Below are 19,390 nucleotides of genomic sequence, written 5' to 3'. Positions count from 1 at the left end.
CGAGCGGGTTCGCCGTTGCGCACTATTACCCGGCGGAAGCGGCTTCGGCCGGTGTATTCCAGCGCGCGATGAGATTTGCGATTTCGCTGGCCGGGAGGGGCGGGGAGTAGAGATAGCCCTGGGCCATGACGCCGCCCAGCTTCTTGAGGGTCGCCAATTCGGCTTTGGTCTCGACGCCTTCGATGACGCAATCGAGTCCCATGTCGCGGCTCAGGGCCAGCAGGGATTTCACGATCTTGTAGCTTGCAGGGCGCTCGTGCAGGCCAATGACGAAGCTGCGGTCAATCTTGATCTTCGTCAGTGGCAGCGCGTGGAGTTGCGTCAGGCTCAAGTAGCCCGTTCCGAAGTCGTCGAGCGTGATCCCGCATCCGAGCAGGCGGAGCATGTCGATGGACTTCTGCACCTGGTCGAAATCGTGGGCGAAGGCGGTTTCCGTGATCTCGAGGTCGAGGCGGCTCGAGTCGAAGCCGCTTTTCTGGATGATGCCGACCAAGGCGAGGATGCTGTCAGAGGTGTTGAGGTCGTGGGCTGAGAGGTTGAACGAAAGCCGCAAGTCGTCCGGCCATTCGCACGCGATGGAGAGCGCCTTGCGCAAGAGCGGGCGTGTCAGGCTGCTGACAATGCCCGCGCGCTCGGCGACAGGAATGAAGTGGCCCGGCGAGACCTGTCCGAGCACCGGGCTCGTCCAGCGTGCAAGCGCCTCGAAGCTGATCGCGCGCTGGGTGCGAATGTCGACGATCGGCTGGAATACGACCGCCAACTCCCCGTCGAGATCGGCCTGCTTCAGCGTCTGCTCGATGCGCGCATCGCGATGAATCTGGGCGTGGTGGGTCGTGGTGAAGAGCGTGCTGCAGCCGCGTTTCGCGCGCTTGCCGTGATAGAGAGCGTAGTCGGCCCGGTCGAAGAGCTGCTCGAAGGTGGAGGCTGTCTGCGGAAATACCGAGATGCCGATGGAGCCCGAAATGAAGACGGTGCCTTCCGATAGCTCGAACGGCGTTTGGAGGGCGGCGCAGATCTCGTCTGCCTTCGCGACGATGCCCTGGTCGTCGGGCGCGCCGGACAGCACGAACGCAAACTCGTCCCCGCCGAGACGGGAGAAGAACATGCTTCCCGTCATGCAGAAGGCGGATAGCCGCTCGCCAACGGCGGTCAGCAGCCTGTCGCCCGTCGAATGGCCGTAGAGGTCGTTCACGGGCTTGAACCCATCGAGATCGATGATGCCGACCGCGAGGCGCGTGCCCTTTTCTCTCGCCTCTTCGAGCTCTGTGTTGAGATGGGTGAAGAAGGCGCGCCGGTTCGGCAGGCCGGTCAGGCTGTCCAGGTTCGCCAAGCGCAGATTTTCGTTGCTCAGCGCCTGGGTTTCCTCCTGGGCGCCGATCATGCGGGCGAAGTTTTGGTAGTTGATCAGCAGGATCGCCAACATGCCCGCGCAAACGAGCACGATGTTGATGGCGATGGCGATGAACGTCGGCTGGCCGGTGGAGACGAAGAAGGCGATGAAGGCGCCGTTGACGATCGCGGTCACGGCGAAGGCGGCCGATCGCAGATACATCAGGCAGAAGATGCAGGCGATGACGGTGATCGCCATGTAGAAGGCAACGTGCGATTTCGTATAGGCATCGCCGTAGGGGAAGAGGGTGAACGACCAGGCCGTGAACACGATGGCGATGACCGCCGCGAGGCGATTGGTGCGGTTCAGCTCGTGCCAGGCCGTCTCGGGATCGGGGGCGATCTTATGGGATTTCACCCAATGGGCAGCACGAACGGCGCACACCACGGTGAAGACGCTCGGAATGACAGCCGTCAGCCAGAACGGCGCGAAAGACATATGCGTGACGGCGACGGCCCACGTGTTCGCCATGAGGATGAAATACATCATGGGCATCTGGCGCGAGATCGCCCGATGCTGCGCTTTCAGCAGCGCAGGATTGTCCGTGGGCACGGACATGAACTGCACTGCACTCGTTAAAACGGAATTCACGAGAGACGCTCCGTCTCGGCTGGCCCGAGGGTGCGTACTTATAGCCAATACCTTCTAATATTTTTCTAGTATTGCTCCGATTGATAATTCCCCATGCAACTGTAAACGCCCTGCAAATGGAAAGGCCGGAGCGTGGAGAGACGCCCCGGCCTTTTCTCATCCGATCGTGCGACCGGGAAAGACGCTGATTTTTGCGAAAGCGGCCACGCTTACTTGGAGGCGACCTTCTTTTCGACGACCGACTTGGAAACCTCGCCGGCGGCGACGAGCGCGTTGATGCAACGCGAGGAGAGGTTCTTGCCGACGGCGCGCATGCACTGGCGGACGCCGGAGCTGTCCGGATCGTGCTGGCTGCAGTGGGCGTAGTAGTCGGAGGCGCAGGCCATCTTCACGGCGAGGCTGGTGGCATTGGCGTGGCCGGAGGCGGCGAGGCTGCCGAGTGCGAGAGCGGCTGCGAGGGCTGCGCGGGCCGTCAGGATGGTGGTGATCGGGGTCATGGCTCTCTCCATCGCCAGGGGTTGATGGGAGAAATTTCGCTCAAAACCGCCCCGCACGCTGTTCCCGGCGGAACGAGATGAAAACATTTCGAATTTCGCGTCGGGATCCTGCGCCATGCGGTCGGGATCGACTAGTCTCGAACGTCCTTGGTGAGCACGACGGCAAGGGAAGGACCGGTATGAAGTACGCAGTTCTTTGTTATCATTCGGAAAATGTGGTTTGCGCCTGGAGCAAGGACCACGACGACGAGGTGATGGCCAAACTCGCGGTGGTGCAGGAGCGGTGGGCCAAGGCGGGCAAGCTCGGGCCGGTCGCCCGCCTGATGCCGACGACGGCGGCCACGACTTTGCGGAAAGACCACGAGCCCTCCGTGGTGCTCGACGGTCCCTTCGCGGAAACGAAGGAGCAACTGCTCGGGTTCTTCGTCATCGAAGCGTCCGGGCTCGAGGAGGCGCTGGCGTTCGCAAAGGAGCTTGCCGAGGTCAACCCAGGCGGGGCCTACGAAGTGCGTCCCATCGGCTACTTCGTGGATTGGAGCGCCAACTCGTGACCGATCTCGCCTGGCTCGATGCGGCTGTGACCGGAGCGCGTCCTCAGGTGATGGCGGCGCTGCTCCGCTACTTCCGCGATCTCGACCGCGCTGAGGAGGCGTTTCAGGAAGCCTCTCTCCGTGCGCTCAAGTCGTGGCCGCAGAACGGACCTCCGCGCGATCCGGTGGCTTGGCTGATCATGGTCGGGCGAAACGTTGCGATCGACGCCCTGAGGCGGGAGCAGAAGTCGGAGACGCTGCCGGACGAGGCGTCGCTGTCGGATCTCGACGATGCGGAAGGGGCGCTGGTCGAGCGCTTGGACGACGGGCATTACCGCGACGACATCCTGCGGCTGCTCTTCATCTGCTGTCATCCCGATCTTCCATCCACACAGCAGATCGCGCTCGCGCTGCGCGTCGTCTCCGGTCTCACGGTCGGTGAGATCGCGCGGGCGTTTCTCGTCAGCGAAGCCGCCATGGAGCAGCGCATCACCCGCGCGAAGCGCCGCGTGGCGGAGGCGCAGGTTCCCTTCGAGACGCCGGGGCCTATCGAGCGGAGCGAACGGCTCGGCACCGTCGCGGCGATGATCTACCTGATCTTCAACGAGGGTTACTCGGCGAGCGGGGGCGACGTGCACGTGAGGCTTCCGCTTTGCGAGGAGGCCATCCGTCTGGCGCGGCTTCTGTTGCGGCTGTTTCCCTCGGAGCCCGAAATCCTGGGGCTCGCGTCGCTGCTTCTCTTTCAACATGCGCGGTGCGCGGCCCGGCTCGATGGCGATGGAGCGATCGTGCTGCTCGAGAACCAGGATAGGGGTCTCTGGAACAAGGCCCTGATCGCGGAGGGCAGTGCGCTCATCGACAAGGCAATGCGCCACCGGCAGCCGGGGCCCTATCAGATCCAGGCGGCCATAGCCTCGCTCCACTCGACGGCGGAGCGCTTCGAGGACACGGACTGGACGCAGATCGATCTTCTCTACAGCACGCTCGAGCGCTTGCAGCCGTCGCCGGTGGTGACGCTCAATCGCGCGGTGGCCGTCAGCAAGGTGCGGGGTGCGGAGGCCGCGCTCGCCATGATCGAGCCGCTGGCGCCCAAGCTTTCCGGCTACTTCCACTTTTTCGGGCTCAAGGGCGCGTTGCTTTCGGAGATCGGGCGGGCGGACGAAGCCCGCGAGGCTTTCGACCGGGCCATCGCGCTCGCGCGGACCGCACAGGAGGCGCAGCACATTCGCGGTCATCTCGACCGGCTCGCCCGCGACAGCCGGAAGGAGGGGGCGTCGCCGCCGCGCTAAGACGGCGGCATTCCCGGGCTAGATGGCTTCTGAGGATTATTTCGGCCGGACTGTCGGATCGAAAGACCCAGTTCCGTCCTAGTCTCGATTTATGCAGCTTCCGTCGCGTACGGGTGACGGCAACATCGGAAGGCAGGAGGACGCCATGGCGAAGGTGCTCGTTCTCATCGGAACGAAAAAGGGGACGTTCATCCTCGAAAGCGATGCAGGGCGCCGTTCGTGGTCGTTACGCGGCCCCTTTTGCAACACGTGGCCGATCCAGCACGTGATCGGCGACCCCGGCACGGGCAACATCTATGCGGCGGGCGGCAATGCGTGGTTCGGCCCGGCGGTGTGGAAATCGACCGATCTCGGAGAGACCTGGACCCATTCGAGCGCCGGCCTTTCCTACGCGGAGGGCGAGACCCCGATCGCGGCGGCATGGAGCCTCGCTCAAGGGACGGACGCGCTTTATGCGGGCGTCGAGCCGGCGGGACTCTTCAAGAGCGCAGATGGCGGCGAGACGTGGTCACACGTCGGCGGCCTGCGCGACCACCCTTCGCGCCCGCACTGGCAGCCGGGTGGCGGTGGGCTCATCCTGCACGTGATCGTGCAGCATCCGAAAGACGAGAGGAAGCTCTGGGTCGGAATCTCTTCCGCCGGCGTGTTTCATTCGGCGGATGGAGGGGAGACGTGGGAGCCTCGCAACAAGGGTACCCGGGCCGACTACATGCCGGAAGACCAGCGCTATCCCGAATATGGCCAGTGCGTGCATAGTCTCGCGCTGGCTCCCGATGGATCGGACAGGCTCTACCAGCAGAACCACTGCGGCATGTATCGCAGCGACGACGGCGGCAAGGTGTGGAAGAGCATCGAGGCGGGGCTTCCCTCGACATTCGGATTCCCGGCCGCCGTGCATCCGCGCGATCCGGATACGCTGTTCCTGCTTCCGCTCAACGGCGATGTAAATGGCCGCTATATGCCGGACGCGAGGGCTGCCGTCTGGCGCACGCGCGACGGGGGTTCGTCGTGGACGGCGCTTCGCAATGGGCTGCCGCAACAAGACGCTTATTTCGGCGTGTTGCGCCAGGCGCTCGCGACAGACAAGCTGGAGCCTGCGGGCGTCTACTTCGGAACGGGCGGCGGCTGTCTGTACGCCAGTGCCGACGAGGGCGAGAGCTGGGCCTGCCTTGCGCAGCATCTGCCGGCCATCTCGTCCGTAGAAACGCTGGTCGTCGACTGAAGCGGGAGCCATGAAGGGTGAGGCGGTGACGGAAATCGAGCAAGGCGACGGCGTAGGGGCCGCGGACGCAACGTGCCGCGTCTCGGTTCTGTTGCCGCGTGCGTTGCTGGATCTCTATCCAGAGGCGCAGCGCGAGGTTGCGGTTTCGGCAGAGACCGTGCGCGCGATGATCGACGTGCTCGATCGCCGCTGGCCCGGCATGCGCGACAGGCTTTGCGATTCAACGCCGCGCGTTCGCCGTCACATCAATATCTTCGTCGAAGGGCAGCGCGCATCGCTCGATACGGCGCTTCGCGATGGCGGCAAGGTGTATGTGTTGACGGCGATCTCGGGCGGCTAACCTTAGCGGTCAGGGCGACCAGCCGAGCAGCGCCAGCATAGCGAGAAAGCCCGCGACGTAGGCGATCGGGATGTACCATCCGGCCTGGAGCCAGGCGGCGACTGAGCGGGCCTCGGGAAAAAGGTTGGTCAACGCCACGCCCGCGGAGGAGCCGAACCAGATCATCGATCCGCCGAAGCCTACCGCGTAAGCGAGATAGCCCCAATCGTAGCCTCCCTGCTTGATGGCGAGAGCCGTGAGGGGAATGTTGTCGAAAACGGCGGATACGAAACCCAGCATGAGGGCGGTCGGCACGGACGCCGCGGGCAGGGCCTCGATCGGCATCAGTGACGCGGCGCTCACGAGGGCGAGCAGGAAGACCGTGCCCTTCACGGCGTCCGGCAGGATGCTCCAGTCCGGCCGGTGCAGGGGAGCCGCGAGCCCGATCGCCGCCCAGACGGCGAGGCCGACGAGGGGGACGCGATCCAGGATCTCGGGTGCATAGAGCGTGGCGAGCACGTTGGCCGCGATCGCGCTCACGAGGATGAAGACCACGATGGCGATGCACCCCGGCACGATGGCCGTTCCGAGTGGGGCGTCCTTCATGATGGGCTGGAACCGGTGCTGGCTGAGCGCGGCCGGGATGGCGAACACGGCGAAGGCGAGGCCTGCGGCCACATAAGCTTCCAGCACCGACATAGGGCTCACGCCCGAGATCCAGAGCATGGTCGTCGTGGTGTCGCCGACGACGCTGCCCGAGCCGCCCGCGTTGGAGGCGGCGACGATGGCGGCCAGATATCCGATGTGCACGCGTCCTTGGAAAACGGTGCGCGCGACGGTGCCGCCGATGATGGCGGCCGCGATGTTGTCGAGGAATGCGGAGATGACGAAGATGAGCCCAAGCAGCACCACGCCGCCCATCCAGGTATCCGGCAGCAGGTTGGGCATGATGGCGGGCACCTGCGACTCCTCGAAATGGCGTGCGAGGATCGCGAAGCCGGTGAGCAGCATGAACAAATTGGCGAGCAGCACCGCTTCGTGGGCGAAGTGGATGCCGAGGCCCGCGAGGCCAGGGCCCGCCTTGAAGCCCGTGACCGCGAGCTTGTAGGCCACGATGCTGGCGAGGCCCGCGAGAGAGACCACGAGCGTAAAGCGATGAAACAGGGCGATCGCAGCGAGAATCGCCGCGAACATCCAGAGCTCGACCGGAATGGAGGGGAACGAGAGCGTCATGCGGCGGGCGGGTGAAAGTCTGCCTCGATACTAGAGCGCGGCGGGCCCGGGAAGTCCATCGCCGTCGTGCTGGCCTGGCGCAGGGCGGGGCCGTCATATCCGCGATGGCAAAAAAACCTCGAGGCCTCAAGCCGAGGTGGTCTCGGGGCCTCGAGTACGCCTCCGCCGGCCAGGGTGCTCGGCCAGCCGGCGGAAACCTGTCCGTGTGTATTAGTGCGTCACTCGGCTGGGCTTGCGGTGAAGCTGCCGATGATCGCCTTGTGGTGCTTGGCCTCCATCACGAACTGCCATCCGAGGAAGACGACGAAGAAGCCCAGGGTGGCGATGGCGAACGGGACCTCCATTCCGGCGAACGGATAGACGGTGGTGACTTCGCTGAGCTTGTTGAGAGATGAGATGCCGGTCGACATGGTGTGCTCTCCTTTCAAGTTGGGTGGTGAGATCCGGGGCGCCTCGGCGCAGTCCGCGTACGCGGCGCCCTAGAATTCTGCTTCGGCCGATAGTGCGGAACGGCGCGCGGCCATTCCGAGAGCTTTTCAGGCCTTCGCTTCCTTGCGCTGAAGCGCTTCGAAAGCGGCTTCCGCGCCCGAGAGGTTCGGGTAGGTGGTGGACTTGCTGTCGCCGTCGAGGCCGGTCAGCTCGACTTTCGGATCGACGCGGAGCATGCCGAACGACTTCAGCACCTTGGCGATGACGTAGGTCGGGATGAAGCCGAAGCCGATCGCGAACACGAGCGTGCCGATGGTATTGCCGATCGGCGTGATGATCGGGATGCCTTCGGCGTTGGTGCCGAACCAGCCCGCGCCCTCGGACAGCGCCACGAGCGTGCCTGCGCTGGGGTTGATGGCGGGATAGCCCCACAGCAGGAAGCCGGCCGCGATGCCGCCGAACACGCCGCAGTAGCCGTGGACGGCAACCGCGCCAACCGCGTCGTCGAGCTTGTACTTCTTCTCGACCCAGTTGTGCATGTAGTAGCCGAAGGCGGTGCCGACGACGGCGAGCGTGGCCGCGACAACGGGATGGTAGAGGTCGTTGCCGGAGCTCGCGCTGATGAGGCCGGTGAGGCCGCCGGAGAAGGTCCAGAACGCGTTGCCACCCGAGACCATGTAGGCCGTCATCATGCCCGCGAGCAGCGCCAGCAGGAAGTTCATGGTGACGCCCGAGAGCGTGATCGGGAAGCCGTAGATGTTGGTGGCCGTCCAGTACTCGGGCTGGCCTTCGGCCGCGATGTTGACGATCGGGATGTGGCAGGCGGCGTAGAAGCCGAAGAAGCCCACGTAGATCATGAAGAGGCCGAGCGTGACCATCCAGGGGTTGTGGGCCGGGATCTCGCGAGGCTCGCCGTTGGCGTCGAACTTGCCGATGCGCGGTCCGAGGTTCAGAAGCACGGCCAGCGCACCGAAGCCGGCGACGCTGTGCAGGATCGCCGAGCAGTACTGGTCGTGATATCCGAGGTACTGGACCATCCAGCCGTTGCCTGCCCAGGCCCATGCGGCCGGCACGACCCAGGCGATCGCGCCGATGTAGACGGCGATGATGAGGAAGCCGATGGTCTTCGAGCGCTCGATGATGGAGCCCGAGACGATCGAGCCTGCCGTCATTCCGAACAGCATGAAAGCGCCGAGGAAGACGCCCGAGATGCGGTCGGCGAGGTTCGGCGCAAGGGTCTTGGACCAGGGCTCGAAGCCGGTGGAGAAGCTCACCTCGGACGAGCCGATCGGCCAGCTCTGAAGCGCGATGTAGATCCACATTCCGAAAAGATAAAACGCGATGCCGATCGTCGGGATCGCCATCGCGTTCTTGAGCAGCGTGTGTTGGACGTTCTTGGTGCGCGCCACGCCGACTTCGTACATGCAGAAGCCGATGTGGATGAAGAACATCAGGACGATACATAGAAAGAAGTAGAACTCTGTGAACAGCGTCGTCATCGCTGTCGCTTGGTCAGCCATTTGAATCTCCCCTGCTACCAGCAGTGCCAGCCCCAGCTCCGCAGGCGCACGCCACGCCCGATCCCGTGACCGCCTGGTGCCTCGTTTTCCCTTGAGGCAACTCTTGTGCCAGACATGAAAGTGTCCCCGGCCATCGCAGGGGATGGCCGCGCAAGCAGCGGTGAAACCTGGGTTTTCTGAATGTCTGCGCTGACCTGCGGGACGGTCAGGAGGGGTGTTTTGCCCGCTCGCTTCGATGCTCAATCGGTGTGCGTCCGGCCCGGTGCGTAGGCAGCGCCACGACTGGCGGGAGGTTTGAGATCGAGGGGTAGTTGCGGTTGCCGCGTGTTCGCCAGGCAGTTCCGGGAATCTCCGGTGGCCGCCCAAACGCGGCCCGGAGGCGCCAACTCTTTAGTCTATGGAACAAAAAATTGCGGTCTAATTCATCCTCATGTATTTTCCTATGAGGCAACTATTGTGCCAGCGGTGAAAGTGCGGTTAGGTAGGCGACGTGCCGCCTACGTTAATGTCCGTGCCGGTTGAGGGTTCGCTTTGCGGCCGTGGAGAGACAACCGGTCTCTCTCAAAACTAAGCGAAAGTGCGCACCACGCAAAGCGCGGGCGTTCGGTTCAAGGGGTAGGCAAACGGCTTTTCCTGCGGGGTTTTTCCAGTCGCGGGCGGGTCGAGGAGGGTGGCACCTATGAAGGTCCTGGTCCTGCAACATCTCGCGGTGGAGCATCCCGGCGTGTTCCGCGACTTTCTCCGTGAGGATGGGGTTGCGTGGCACACGGTGGAGCTCGATCAGGGCGAGGCCATTCCCGATCTCGAGCCCTTCGACGTGATGATGGTGATGGGGGGGCCTCAGGACGTCTGGCAGGAGGACACCTTCCCTTGGCTCAAGGCCGAGAAGGCCGCGATCCGCCGTTTTGTCGCCGATCTCGGCCGGCCTTATCTCGGCATCTGCCTCGGTCATCAGCTCCTCGCGGATGCGCTGGGCGGGCGCGTGGGGCCGGGACGCCGTGCGGAGGTCGGTACGCTTACTATCCGGCAGACCGAGGAGGGGCGGCGCGATCCTTTATTCGCCGGTGTGCCCGATCCCATCGAGGTTCTGCAGTGGCACGGAGCGGAAGTGCAGAGCCTTCCCGACGGCGCGGTGCAGCTCGCGCGGTCGGACGTCTGTGAGATGCAGGCGTTCCGCTACGGAAAGTATGCCTACGGTTTGCAGTGTCACGTGGAAGTGACCGACGAGACGGTGGCGGACTGGGCGGCCATTCCGGAGTACGCGCGGGCGCTCGAAGCCACGCTCGGCGCCGGCATCGTGGACCGGCTGGCTGGCGATGTCGCCCAGCGGCTGCCCGCCTATACGTCGGTCGCCCGTACGCTCTACTCGAATTTCAAAACATTGCTCTGAGGCACGCCGCTATGGCCCGGTCTCCGACCTGCGGGGGGTAATCAACGAGCGCGATGGACAAGCTGGATGCAATGAACGTGCTCGCCAAAGTGGTGGCGAGCGGGAGCTTCTCGGAGGCGGCACGCCGTCTCGGGGTCACGCGGTCTGCGATCAGCAAGGCCATTACGCAGCTCGAGCACGCACTCGGGGCCAGACTTCTGGACAGAACCACGCGGCGGGTGACGCCGACGGAAGCGGGCCTCGCCTACTACGAGCGCTGTCTCGCCATCCTCGCTCAGATCTCCGAGACCGAAGCGCAGGTTTCGCGGCTGCATGACGAGCCCAAGGGCGTGCTGAAGGTGAACGGCCCGATGTCGTTCGGCACGCTTTATCTCGGCACGGCGGTTGCTGATTTCATGAAGCGCTACGCGGAGCTCAAGGTGGAGCTGACGCTTACGGACCGTATGATCGACCCGCTGGAGGAGGGCGTGGATCTGACCGTGCGCATCGGAGCCATGGTCGATTCGAGCCTGATCGCCCGGCGCATCTCGAGCGCGCGGGTGGTTCTGGTGGCGAGCCCCGACTACATCGCACGGCATGGGATGCCCGAGATCCCCCAGGATCTGATCAGTCATCGCTGCCTGCACTATGGCCACTCGACGACGGTTCCGCGCTGGCATCTCACCGACAACGAGGTGCCGCTCACGGTGCCGATCTCGGCCTGCCTCAGCTCCAACAACGGCGATACGTTGCGCGACGCGGCGCTCAAGGGTGTCGGGATCGCGCGGCTGCCGAGCTTCCTCGTGGGCTCGGATATCTCGGCAGGCCGCCTGGTGGTGATCCTGCCAAGCTATCCGCCGCAGAACGTAACCATCCACGCCCTCTATGCGCCCAACAGGTTCCTGGCCACGAAGACGCGGCTCTTCATCGACTTCCTGGTGGAGCGGTTCGGAAAGCCGGTGTGGGAGCAGTTCGACGTCATGAAGGCGGAGACCGTGAAGTCCTGACGAACGGGCTTCCTGCGCGCCCGCACGTCAGGATGCGGCGTCCTCCAGGAGATCGTCGCGGCGCTTCAGCATGGTGTCGGCCTTGGAGGGCAGGATCTCGAACTCCCAGCCTTTGGCCTTGAGCGCGATGTCGTCCGCCGCCTTCTTCGCGTTGCCTTCGCCGGCCGCCTCGATCGTGGCCCAGGCTCCATCCTTCTCGCGGCGCACCTTGAGAGCGATCTTGAGCCCGTCGTCGGTTTCGAATTTCACAGTGCCGGCATCTCCTCCCGTGGCGCCGGTTGCCTTGCGCACGTTTTCGAGATCGAGGAAGGAGGCCGCCTCGATGATGTTGTCGATCATGTTCACGTACTTGATCTTCTTGCCGGGGGGGACGGCGTCGAGTTCGTGCGTTCCGTCGGCTGCGCGCTTGATGTCGTAGGCGGCCTCGCCGGGGATCTCGACGGTGAGCGTTTTCACCTTCTCGGTCGCGGTCTCGAACACCCGCGCGTTCGCCCAGTCCTTGAGGCCGGTGCCGCCAGCGATGCCGGTGCTGGCGAGCCAGCTCTGGGGGTCGCCCGGGCGGCGCACATAGGTTCCCCCGCTCGCCTGACGATTGCCGGTGGGGGATGGCTTCACCTTTCCGGCGATGACCTTGGCGAGGCTTTTGCCGCTCGCGTCCTCGAGCTCGATCAGGCGGGAGCTGGCATTCTTTCCGTCAGGCTCCTCGACCTCCAGCACGGAGTAGCGTTCGGGGTTCTTTGTCTTCGCATCGATCAGCGTTGCATCGGAGAGTGCGATGAGGAGCGCGCGCACCTTCTCGTCGCTCGCGGGGTATCCATCGCGGCTCTTTATGAGCCAGTGATCGCCCGCCTTCTCGATCGCGACGGTCTTGTCTCCCTGGGTGACCGATATGCGAGAGACCTTCTCGGCGTCCGCCTTGAGGCCGGGGAAGAGAAGCCCTGTCCCCGCCGCATCGGATGCCCAATCAGTGCGGGATCCATAAACGAGGATGGCGGCGAGCAAGGAGAGAGCTGCCGCGGCGGCGAGGCCTGCGAACTGTTTCGGTGTCATTGCTCAACACTCCAGCATCATTTCTGTCGGGGTCAGGATTTCGAGGCCGATTTTCGGCGGGTGCGCCAGAACGACCAGCCCACGCCGCCGGCAATGATCAGCAGCGGCACCAGCGCGATGTTCGCGAACTGGAGCAGGCCGTCGAGAGTCTTGATGTTGCGGCCCAACTCCAGCTTGACCTGACGAAGCTCGCGGCGGGTTTCGAGCATCTGGGTCTTGAAGCTCTCGATGGCCGCGTTCTCCTTCTCGGAGACGATCATGGTGCCGCGGGCGGCGGGGCTCTGCAGCTTCTCCAGCTCTTGCTCCACCGACTTCAGCTTTGCCGTGAGGGCTTCCTCCTTCTCGCGAAACTTGCGCTCGGCGTCGCGGCGCAGATCCTCGACGAGGGTGAAAGTGCGCTCGCGGACGCCGCGGCCACGCAGTGCGATCAGTGCGTCGCTGCCGGTCAGGTTCTCGAGCGCGCTGACGATGAAGGCGGCGTTGTGGGCGGAGGGCACCACGAGCTCCTGTCCGAGCATCTGGCGGTTCTCGACCCAGAACTGATCGGCGAGAAGGTCGGTGTCGGCGATGACGATGGCGTTGACGTGTCCGCTCGCGACATGGCCGGGCCCGGGTTTCTTCGCAACGGCGGGCTTCGTCTCGGCTGGTTTCTCCTCGGGCTTCGCCGCGGCGGTGCCATCAGGCTTGTTCTCGACTTCCTTCTTGGCGTCCGCGTTCTCGTCGCCGGGCTCTGGCACGCCGTCGGGGAACGAGGTCGCCGCGTCGCCGGAGATGCGCGCCGCGAGCGTCAAGGGCTTCCCGCCCGGTTTGTAGGCGCGGATCAGGCCGACGGGGTCTGCGGCCATGCCGACCTTGCTGCTCGCGATCTCCATGCCGTCCGGCGAGGTCGAGACGATGGGCGTGACCTTGGTCTTCGCCCCTGCGACCGGGGTCAGGACGCCAGCGGATGCGAGGTTCAAAACCTTGATGCCGCTCGAGAGTACGTCGTTCTGGTCGATGTTGGATTGATCGAGCCCGAGCCAGGCGACGTACTCCGTCACCATGCCTTGCTCGCTGCGGCCGAACTGAACGCGGCGCGCGTGCTTGATGTCGGCTGCGACCTTGTTCGGGTCGAACTCGACGCCCCAGGTCTTGAGCAGCTTGGCGAGCTCCGCGCGCCCTTTACCCTGCTTCTGCAGCAACTCCAATTGCGCGGCCTCCGCCACGGGATCGATGAGCACCAGCAGCTTGCCGCCCTTCAGCGCATACTGGTCGACCGCATAGGCCGCCTGGGGCGTGAGCTGGGTGGGCTGCGCGACGAGCAGGACGTCGATGCGGGACGGGATCTCCTTGACGGTCTGCTCGATGTTCTCGACGTCAAAGAACTCGCGGATCTGGCCCATGATGAGCCACGGCGGAGTTGGCTGATTGCCCATCGGAGACTGGCCGCCTTCGAGGGGCAGCGACGTCATGATGCCTACACGGCGCTTCTTCGGATTGGAGAGCGTGTGGATCAGCTTGGTGATGTCGTACTCGACGAAGCTTTCGCGATCCGGCGAGAGGAAGCCGATCACCTCCTGGTCGTCGGTGGAGTTGGTGGCGGCAAGCCCGAAGTAGCCGAGCTCGCCTTCCGCGTTGATGCGCTTTCCGATCAGGCCGGCCGCGACGGCGCGCTCCTCGGCGTCGGAGAAGGGCTCGGGATCGAGAACCTCGAGCTGCAGCTTGCCGCCCGAGATGCGCCTGAACTCATCGAGGAGCGTGCGGACACGATCGAAATAGCGGGTGATGGAGGAGCCTCGCTCGCCGAGCTTCTTCGAGAAGTAGAGACGCACTTTCACCGGCTCATCCATGGACTGGAGCACGGCGACCGAGCCCGGTGCGATAGTGTAGAGTTTGTCCTCGGTGAGATCGGCTTTCCAGGCGCCCAGGGTTTGCGAGGCGATCAGGTTGACCGACAGCAGCGTCACGGCAGCAAGCGCGAGGCCGCCCCAGGCGAGGCGGGAGGTGCTGAGTTTCGAGGCGTAGGCCACGAGGCCGTTGAAGGCGGAGGCGAGAAAATCTTTCATGGAGCGAGCCCTCAGGCGGATTTCTTCTGGCTGACGGCGATCGCGTTGGCGAACAACGCGAAGACGATGAGGGAGGCGAAGAAGACGATCGAGTCGAGCCCGATCACGCCGCGCGTGATCTCCTCGTAGTGGGAGAGAAAGCTCATGCTCGCCACGGCGTCGGAGACGATGCGTGGTGTCCAGCTCCGCAAGACGTTCTGCACCAGCTCCATGCCGCTGGTGAGGAACAGGAAGCAGATGGTGGCGGAGAGAATGAAGGCGATCACCTGGTTCTTGGTGAGGGCCGAGATGAACGAACCGATGGCGAGGAACGCACCCGCGACCAGGAAGCTTCCGATGTAGCTCGTGAGGATCACGCCGTTGTCCGGGTTGCCCAGAATGTTCACGGTGATCCACATCGGGAAGGTGAGGATCAGGGCGAGGCCGATGAAGGCCCAGGCGGCGGCGAACTTGCCAAGGATTGCTTCAGTTGGAGAGACGGGGAGGGTCATCAGCAACTCGATGGTGCCGCTCTTGCGCTCCTCCGCCCACAGCCGCATGGCGACGGCCGGCACGAGCAGAAGGTAAAGCCAGGGGTGGTAAGCGAAGAAGGCGAAGAGGTTTGCCTGCCCGCGCTCGAAGAAGCCGCCGATGTAGAAGGCGAAGGCGCCCGTCGCGGCGACGAAGATGGTGAGGAACACGGCTGCCAGCGGTGTCGCGAAATAGGCCGCGAACTCACGCCTGGCAATGATGTAGGCGGTTTTCAGGGTATCGCGCATGTTTCAAGCCTGCGTGGACGTTGTGATCTCGCGGAAGACGTCGTCGAGCTTGCCGCGCTCGACGTAGATTTCCTCGAAGGACAAGGATTCGCGGCGAAGCAGGTCGCCGATGGCTTTGGCGGGCGCGGCATCGGCCTTGGGCAGCGCGCGGATGAGGCTGCGCCCGTCCGGCTCGGCCGTGGTCTCGACCCGCGCGACGGAGGCGAGATCGGCAAGCGTCTTGGCGATGCGCTCGGCATCTGCTTGCAGCACGCGTAGGGTGACAGCGCCGTGGGTGGGTGCGCGGCGCAGCAGATCCTCGGCCGTTCCGTCAGCGACGATGCGGCCTTTTGCGATAACCACCGCGCGTGTGCAGACTGCTTCCACCTCCTCCAGGATGTGCGTCGAGACGATGATGGCCTTATGCGGTGCCATCTCGCGGATCAACTCGCGGACGTGATGCTTCTGATTGGGATCGAGGCCGTCGGTGGGCTCGTCCATGATGAGGACGGGGGGATCGTGCAGAATGGCCTGCGCGATGCCGACGCGGCGCTTGTAGCCTTTGGAGAGGGTTTCGATGCGCTGGTCGACGACGGAGTCGAGGCCGGCGCGGGAGATGGCCGCGATCACGCGGCTCTTGATGTCGTTGCCTTCGAAGCCCCGAATCTCGGCGATGAAGCGCAGGAATGTGGCGGGCGTCATGTCGCCGTAGGCGGGAGCGCCTTCCGGCAGATAGCCGAGCTTGGCCTTAGCGGCCTTCGGCTCTTCGAGCACGTCGTGCCCGCAGATGCGGGCTGAGCCCGCGTCGGGCTCCAGGAAGCCCGTGATCATCTTCATGGTGGTCGATTTGCCGGCGCCGTTGGGACCCAGAAAACCCAGCACCTCGCCTTTCCGCACGCTCAGCGAGATTCCGTCGACCGCGGTGATCGCGCCAAATGTCTTTCTGAGAGCCGTCGCTTCTATGAGCGCTGCCATGTCTGCAAGCCTCCCCGAAGGCATGTCCAAAGCCGACCGAGATCAGGTCGTGTCTGTTCGTTTTTGTCGTCCGGCCGTCTTCGATTGCGGCCTGCACTTAGCATGCTCGCGCGCCAAGGCCGCGCGCCGCGGTCACGGGCGGGCCGTCCCCTAGGGCAGCGGTGTGCGGCCCTCGGGTCACGCTGTCACATGCGAGCGCGAAATTAATTTGCCGCTCGCTCGATTCAAGAGGGAAGACGCTGAAAATGCTCGCCTTAAGAAAAGTTCATTTTCGTAAGGTTGGGCCGCGCCGATGCGGCTTCGGTGCGGCTTGCGCCGTGCGAAAGACGCGCGTGTTGCCGGCCTGCGCCGATCCTGTGCGGAATGCGTGGAAGGGGCGAAAGCAGGCTTGTTCCCCTGTCACAAATTTGCCATCCCATGCAATGCGTTCGGGGTGCGTTTCCATCCCGGCTTTTCATTGGATCGAGCCATGGCCGCTGCTTCTTCCGCGGGTGTCCTCACGCCGCCCCTGAACGTGATCCCTGCTCGCTCGTGGGCGCCGGATCGCTCGGATGCGTGGTGGTCGACCTACCTTCCGATTACGCTCGTCGTGGCGGTGGTGGCGATCTGGGCGGTGGCGCCAGAGTTCTACGTGAACCACGTGCTGCCGGAGGGCTTCGGCTTTCTCGAGTTGTCGCAATTCGTGCTGGCTGCCGCGGCGTCGGTGTTGTGCGCGCTCGCGTTGCGGTTCGATGTCGTGAAGGGCAGCCGGCTTCTTTGGATCGCGGTATTTTTCTTCGCGCTCGCGGCTTTCTACATCGCGGGTGAGGAGCACAGCTGGGGCCAGCACTTCTTCAACTGGAACACGCCCGCATACTGGTCGGAGATCAACCGGCAGCAGGAGACTAATCTCCACAACACCTCGCCCTGGTTCAACCAGCGGCCGAAGCTGCTGTTCGACAACGCCATGTTCATCGGCGGTCTTCTCATTCCTTTCGTTCAGCAGTGGACGGGCACTTTCCGCCAGCCGCTGCTCGCACTTCTGACGCCGCCGCTCGCCATTGCGCCCGCAGCTCTCATCGCGCTTTCCTTCAAGGTCGTGGATGATCTCGGCAAGGATGTTCTCGGCACGCCGCTGTTCACGCGGCCGAGCGAGGTGGTGGAGACGTTCCAGTATCTCTACATGTTCTACTACGTCCTCGTGCTCAGGCGGCGCCTCCTCGCGCTCGATGCGGCGGGCGTGAAGCGCGTGACGCTTTAATCGAGCCTGGAGCGGGGCTAAGCTCGCGGAACGGAACCGGGCACGGGACGTTGTTCCGCCGGCCGCATCACGCCGCGCGAGGGCTCCATGACGTTCGATTTCTCATCCCTGATCTGGGTGGCCATCATCGTCATGGCGCTCCAGCCTCTGTTTATGGGGCGCTGGTTCGCGGTGCGCCGCGCGCAGGCCATCGCCGCCATCGAGAAGGCGCACGGCACGCGCGTCATTACGATGATACATCGCCAGGAGCAGCGGCGTCTGTTCGGCTTCTCCGTTGCGCGCCATATCGATCTCGAGGACGCGCAGACCATCATCGCGGCTATCAAGGAAACGCCGGATACGGTGCCGATCGACCTTGTGCTCCATACGCCGGGCGGTCTGGTGCTCGCGGCGATGCAGATCGCGCGGGCGGTCGAAGCCCATCCCGCGAAGGTCACGGTTTACGTTCCGGTCTATGCGATGTCGGGCGGCACGCTGATCGCGCTCGCGGCGGACGAGATCGTGCTGGGGGAATTTTCCGTGCTGGGGCCGATCGATCCGCAGATCCTGGGACTTCCGGCGGCGAGCATCGTCAAGGCACGGGATTCGAAGCCGGTCTCGGACGTGATGGACCTCACGCTCGTGCTCGCGGACGTGAGCGAGAAGGCTCTCGCGCAGGTGAAGCGTGGCGCGGTGGAGATCTTGACGCCGCGCCTCGACCAGGCGGCGGCGGAAGCCATCGCCGACAAGCTGGCAGGCGGGCATTGGACGCACGACTATGCGCTGACGGCTACAGAGGCGCAGTCTCTCGGCCTGCCGGTCAAGGTCGCCATGCCGACCGTGGTGATGGATCTGATGAAGCTCTACCCGCAGCCCATCCAGCAGTCGGGCGTCGAGTTCCTGCCGATCGAGCTTCCGCGGCGGCCGCGGGTGTGATGCGGGCTGGCCGGAGCCTTCGATCGGATTTTCGGATGAAGTTGGTAGCGGGAGGCGGACTTGAACCGCCGACCTACGGATTATGAGACCGTCGCTCTAACCACCTGAGCTATCCCGCCGGACATGCGCGCCTCCGTTCGGGGAGGGCGATGCGTTCCGCTTCGGACCCGAGGAGCCGAAGCGATGCTGGTCTATAGGAATCGGCGGGCTCGGCGTCAAGCGCCACCCGCGCCGTATCATTATTTCTTGGGTCTTTGGGCCGTCGAGAGGCGGATTTTTACTCCGCCGCGACCGGCTGAAGGCTGTGCTCGGCCTTTTTCTTGAAGCGCATCATCGTGAAGATACCCCACGGACGCAGCGCCTTGCGCTCGCTCAGGACCAAGTCGTCGCAAACCATGACGCGCGACTGATCGAAGACGGAGCGCCAGCCGATGATCTCTGCGAAGGGTGCCATGCGGCGCTCGACCCAGCCGCGCACGCCTTCGGTCTGGCTGAAGTGGTTGACGATCAGCACCTCGCCGCCCGGCTTGGTGACGCGCGCCAGCTCCCGCATGACTTTCTCGGGCTCGGGCACGACCGTCATCACGAACATGGCTGTGACGATGTCGAAGGAGTTGTCGGGGAATTTGAGGTCGCCGGCGTCCATTTCATGAAGGCCGGTGACGTGATCGAGGCGCTCGCTGGCGACGCGCTCGCGCGCCTTGTCGAGCATATCAGGAGAGAGGTCGATGCCGACGATCTCGAGGTGGCGGCCGTAGTCCGCGAGGGCGAGGCCGGTGCCCACGCCGACCTCGAGAACACGGCCCTGATCGAGGCTGGAGTTGATCACCTCGGCGGCGTGCTTGCGTCCTTCGGTGGAGACGCGGCCGAACGTATGGTCGTAGATCGGTGCCCATCTGCGATAGGCCACCTTGACGACGTCTTCCTCGATGCGCCCAATGCCGACAATGCGGCCATTGCTGCGCTCGAGGTCTTCTACACGCAAACGGGGCTTTGCCTCGGTCTTCATCTTCTGCACGCGGTTCTCTCCCC

General features: G+C 64.3%; 18 protein-coding genes and 1 tRNA gene. 8 read left to right on the top strand and 11 right to left on the bottom strand.

What is annotated here, in order from left to right; all coding sequences use genetic code 11:
- Positions 1 to 25 precede the first annotated feature (25 nt).
- Entirely contained in the window at positions 26 to 1,948 is a 1,923-nt protein-coding gene (locus F812_RS24060) for a putative bifunctional diguanylate cyclase/phosphodiesterase (RefSeq protein ID WP_051113849.1), read from the bottom strand.
- A gap of 242 nt (positions 1,949 to 2,190) precedes the next feature.
- On the bottom strand, positions 2,191 to 2,478 hold the full coding sequence (locus tag F812_RS0114845; protein ID WP_020086554.1) for a hypothetical protein: 288 nt from the start codon (positions 2,476 to 2,478) through the stop codon (positions 2,191 to 2,193).
- Between the two features lie 179 nt (positions 2,479 to 2,657).
- Between F812_RS0114845 and F812_RS0114840 the strand changes: the two genes are divergently transcribed.
- The 4 genes from F812_RS0114840 (at position 2,658) to F812_RS0114825 (ending at position 5,859) form a co-directional block, all read left to right on the top strand.
- Entirely contained in the window at positions 2,658 to 3,029 is a 372-nt protein-coding gene (locus F812_RS0114840) for a YciI family protein (RefSeq protein ID WP_020086771.1), read from the top strand.
- Positions 3,026 to 4,297: an RNA polymerase sigma factor gene (locus F812_RS0114835; RefSeq protein ID WP_020086770.1), complete on the top strand. Its 1,272-nt coding sequence runs from the start codon at positions 3,026 to 3,028 to the stop codon at positions 4,295 to 4,297. Before F812_RS0114840 ends, F812_RS0114835 begins: the two co-directional genes overlap by 4 nt.
- A gap of 145 nt (positions 4,298 to 4,442) precedes the next feature.
- Positions 4,443 to 5,519 (top strand): WD40/YVTN/BNR-like repeat-containing protein, encoded by a 1,077-nt coding sequence (locus F812_RS0114830; protein WP_026868150.1) that lies wholly within the window; start codon positions 4,443 to 4,445, stop codon positions 5,517 to 5,519.
- Between the two features lie 10 nt (positions 5,520 to 5,529).
- Positions 5,530 to 5,859, top strand: coding sequence for a MoaD/ThiS family protein (locus tag F812_RS0114825; RefSeq protein ID WP_020086768.1), 330 nt, complete (start codon positions 5,530 to 5,532; stop codon positions 5,857 to 5,859).
- A gap of 9 nt (positions 5,860 to 5,868) precedes the next feature.
- On the opposite strand, the gene F812_RS0114820 is transcribed toward F812_RS0114825, so the two are convergent.
- The 3 genes from F812_RS0114820 to F812_RS0114810 all read right to left on the bottom strand — a co-directional run bounded on the left by F812_RS0114820 (position 5,869) and on the right by F812_RS0114810 (position 9,020).
- Positions 5,869 to 7,071 carry a hypothetical protein gene (locus tag F812_RS0114820; protein ID WP_020086767.1) on the bottom strand — a complete coding sequence of 401 codons (1,203 nt, stop codon included), beginning with the start codon at positions 7,069 to 7,071 and terminating at the stop codon, positions 5,869 to 5,871.
- A 218-nt stretch (positions 7,072 to 7,289) separates the two neighbouring features.
- On the bottom strand, positions 7,290 to 7,481 hold the full coding sequence (locus tag F812_RS0114815; protein ID WP_020086766.1) for a hypothetical protein: 192 nt from the start codon (positions 7,479 to 7,481) through the stop codon (positions 7,290 to 7,292).
- A 126-nt stretch (positions 7,482 to 7,607) separates the two neighbouring features.
- The gene (locus F812_RS0114810; RefSeq protein ID WP_020086765.1) at positions 7,608 to 9,020 is read right to left on the bottom strand and encodes an ammonium transporter; all 1,413 of its coding nucleotides are present in this window, start codon (positions 9,018 to 9,020) and stop codon (positions 7,608 to 7,610) included.
- A 679-nt stretch (positions 9,021 to 9,699) separates the two neighbouring features.
- On the opposite strand from F812_RS0114810, the gene F812_RS0114805 reads away from it, so the two are divergent.
- Positions 9,700 to 10,410 carry a type 1 glutamine amidotransferase gene (locus F812_RS0114805; RefSeq protein WP_020086764.1) on the top strand — a complete coding sequence of 237 codons (711 nt, stop codon included), beginning with the start codon at positions 9,700 to 9,702 and terminating at the stop codon, positions 10,408 to 10,410.
- A 53-nt stretch (positions 10,411 to 10,463) separates the two neighbouring features.
- On the top strand, positions 10,464 to 11,396 hold the full coding sequence (locus F812_RS0114800; RefSeq protein ID WP_020086763.1) for a LysR family transcriptional regulator: 933 nt from the start codon (positions 10,464 to 10,466) through the stop codon (positions 11,394 to 11,396).
- A gap of 27 nt (positions 11,397 to 11,423) precedes the next feature.
- On the opposite strand, the gene F812_RS0114795 is transcribed toward F812_RS0114800, so the two are convergent.
- Genes F812_RS0114795 through F812_RS0114780 form a run of 4 tightly spaced genes read right to left on the bottom strand, consistent with a single transcriptional unit; the run spans position 11,424 to position 16,203 of the window.
- A complete protein-coding gene (locus F812_RS0114795; protein WP_020086762.1) occupies positions 11,424 to 12,446 on the bottom strand; it encodes a DUF4340 domain-containing protein in 1,023 nt (340 codons plus the stop codon).
- A 32-nt stretch (positions 12,447 to 12,478) separates the two neighbouring features.
- The gene (locus F812_RS0114790) at positions 12,479 to 14,491 is read right to left on the bottom strand and encodes a GldG family protein (protein WP_020086761.1); all 2,013 of its coding nucleotides are present in this window, start codon (positions 14,489 to 14,491) and stop codon (positions 12,479 to 12,481) included.
- Positions 14,492 to 14,502: 11 nt separating this feature from the next.
- Complete coding sequence (locus F812_RS0114785) at positions 14,503 to 15,249, bottom strand: ABC transporter permease (protein WP_020086760.1); 747 nt, start codon at positions 15,247 to 15,249, stop codon at positions 14,503 to 14,505.
- Positions 15,250 to 15,252: 3 nt separating this feature from the next.
- Positions 15,253 to 16,203 carry an ABC transporter ATP-binding protein gene (locus F812_RS0114780; protein WP_020086759.1) on the bottom strand — a complete coding sequence of 317 codons (951 nt, stop codon included), beginning with the start codon at positions 16,201 to 16,203 and terminating at the stop codon, positions 15,253 to 15,255.
- 469 nt (positions 16,204 to 16,672) lie between these two features.
- Here F812_RS0114780 and F812_RS25575 point away from each other — a divergent pair, with 469 nt between their 5' ends.
- Positions 16,673 to 17,443 (top strand): hypothetical protein, encoded by a 771-nt coding sequence (locus F812_RS25575; RefSeq protein ID WP_020086758.1) that lies wholly within the window; start codon positions 16,673 to 16,675, stop codon positions 17,441 to 17,443.
- A gap of 87 nt (positions 17,444 to 17,530) precedes the next feature.
- A complete protein-coding gene (locus tag F812_RS0114770; RefSeq protein ID WP_020086757.1) occupies positions 17,531 to 18,358 on the top strand; it encodes an SDH family Clp fold serine proteinase in 828 nt (275 codons plus the stop codon).
- Between the two features lie 42 nt (positions 18,359 to 18,400).
- Here the strand turns inward: F812_RS0114770 and F812_RS0114765 are convergent.
- Both F812_RS0114765 and F812_RS0114760 read right to left on the bottom strand, forming a co-directional pair.
- Positions 18,401 to 18,477: transfer RNA gene (locus F812_RS0114765), tRNA-Met, on the bottom strand.
- Between the two features lie 158 nt (positions 18,478 to 18,635).
- Positions 18,636 to 19,367, bottom strand: coding sequence for a class I SAM-dependent methyltransferase (locus F812_RS0114760; protein WP_156827473.1), 732 nt, complete (start codon positions 19,365 to 19,367; stop codon positions 18,636 to 18,638).
- Between the last annotated feature and the right edge of the window lie 23 nt (positions 19,368 to 19,390).

This window comes from Hyphomicrobium zavarzinii ATCC 27496 (assembly GCF_000383415.1).
Taxonomy (GTDB): domain Bacteria; phylum Pseudomonadota; class Alphaproteobacteria; order Rhizobiales; family Hyphomicrobiaceae; genus Hyphomicrobium_C; species Hyphomicrobium_C zavarzinii.
Note: the sequence above shows the minus strand (reverse complement) of the source record. Positions and strands in the feature narration are given on the sequence as shown.

Coding starts and splice junctions, on each gene's coding strand:
- F812_RS0114790 (WP_020086761.1), bottom strand. CDS start 14,491: ATGAAAGATTTTCTCGCCTCCGCCTTCAACGGCCTCGTGGCCTACGCC.
- F812_RS0114800 (WP_020086763.1), top strand. CDS start 10,464: ATGGACAAGCTGGATGCAATGAACGTGCTCGCCAAAGTGGTGGCGAGC.
- F812_RS0114780 (WP_020086759.1), bottom strand. CDS start 16,203: ATGGCAGCGCTCATAGAAGCGACGGCTCTCAGAAAGACATTTGGCGCG.
- F812_RS0114845 (WP_020086554.1), bottom strand. CDS start 2,478: ATGACCCCGATCACCACCATCCTGACGGCCCGCGCAGCCCTCGCAGCC.
- F812_RS0114830 (WP_026868150.1), top strand. CDS start 4,443: ATGGCGAAGGTGCTCGTTCTCATCGGAACGAAAAAGGGGACGTTCATC.
- F812_RS0114795 (WP_020086762.1), bottom strand. CDS start 12,446: ATGACACCGAAACAGTTCGCAGGCCTCGCCGCCGCGGCAGCTCTCTCC.
- F812_RS0114820 (WP_020086767.1), bottom strand. CDS start 7,071: ATGACGCTCTCGTTCCCCTCCATTCCGGTCGAGCTCTGGATGTTCGCG.
- F812_RS25575 (WP_020086758.1), top strand. CDS start 16,673: ATGGCCGCTGCTTCTTCCGCGGGTGTCCTCACGCCGCCCCTGAACGTG.
- F812_RS0114825 (WP_020086768.1), top strand. CDS start 5,530: ATGAAGGGTGAGGCGGTGACGGAAATCGAGCAAGGCGACGGCGTAGGG.
- F812_RS0114810 (WP_020086765.1), bottom strand. CDS start 9,020: ATGGCTGACCAAGCGACAGCGATGACGACGCTGTTCACAGAGTTCTAC.
- F812_RS0114805 (WP_020086764.1), top strand. CDS start 9,700: ATGAAGGTCCTGGTCCTGCAACATCTCGCGGTGGAGCATCCCGGCGTG.
- F812_RS0114840 (WP_020086771.1), top strand. CDS start 2,658: ATGAAGTACGCAGTTCTTTGTTATCATTCGGAAAATGTGGTTTGCGCC.
- F812_RS0114815 (WP_020086766.1), bottom strand. CDS start 7,481: ATGTCGACCGGCATCTCATCTCTCAACAAGCTCAGCGAAGTCACCACC.
- F812_RS24060 (WP_051113849.1), bottom strand. CDS start 1,948: ATGTCCGTGCCCACGGACAATCCTGCGCTGCTGAAAGCGCAGCATCGG.
- F812_RS0114760 (WP_156827473.1), bottom strand. CDS start 19,367: ATGAAGACCGAGGCAAAGCCCCGTTTGCGTGTAGAAGACCTCGAGCGC.
- F812_RS0114785 (WP_020086760.1), bottom strand. CDS start 15,249: ATGCGCGATACCCTGAAAACCGCCTACATCATTGCCAGGCGTGAGTTC.
- F812_RS0114770 (WP_020086757.1), top strand. CDS start 17,531: ATGACGTTCGATTTCTCATCCCTGATCTGGGTGGCCATCATCGTCATG.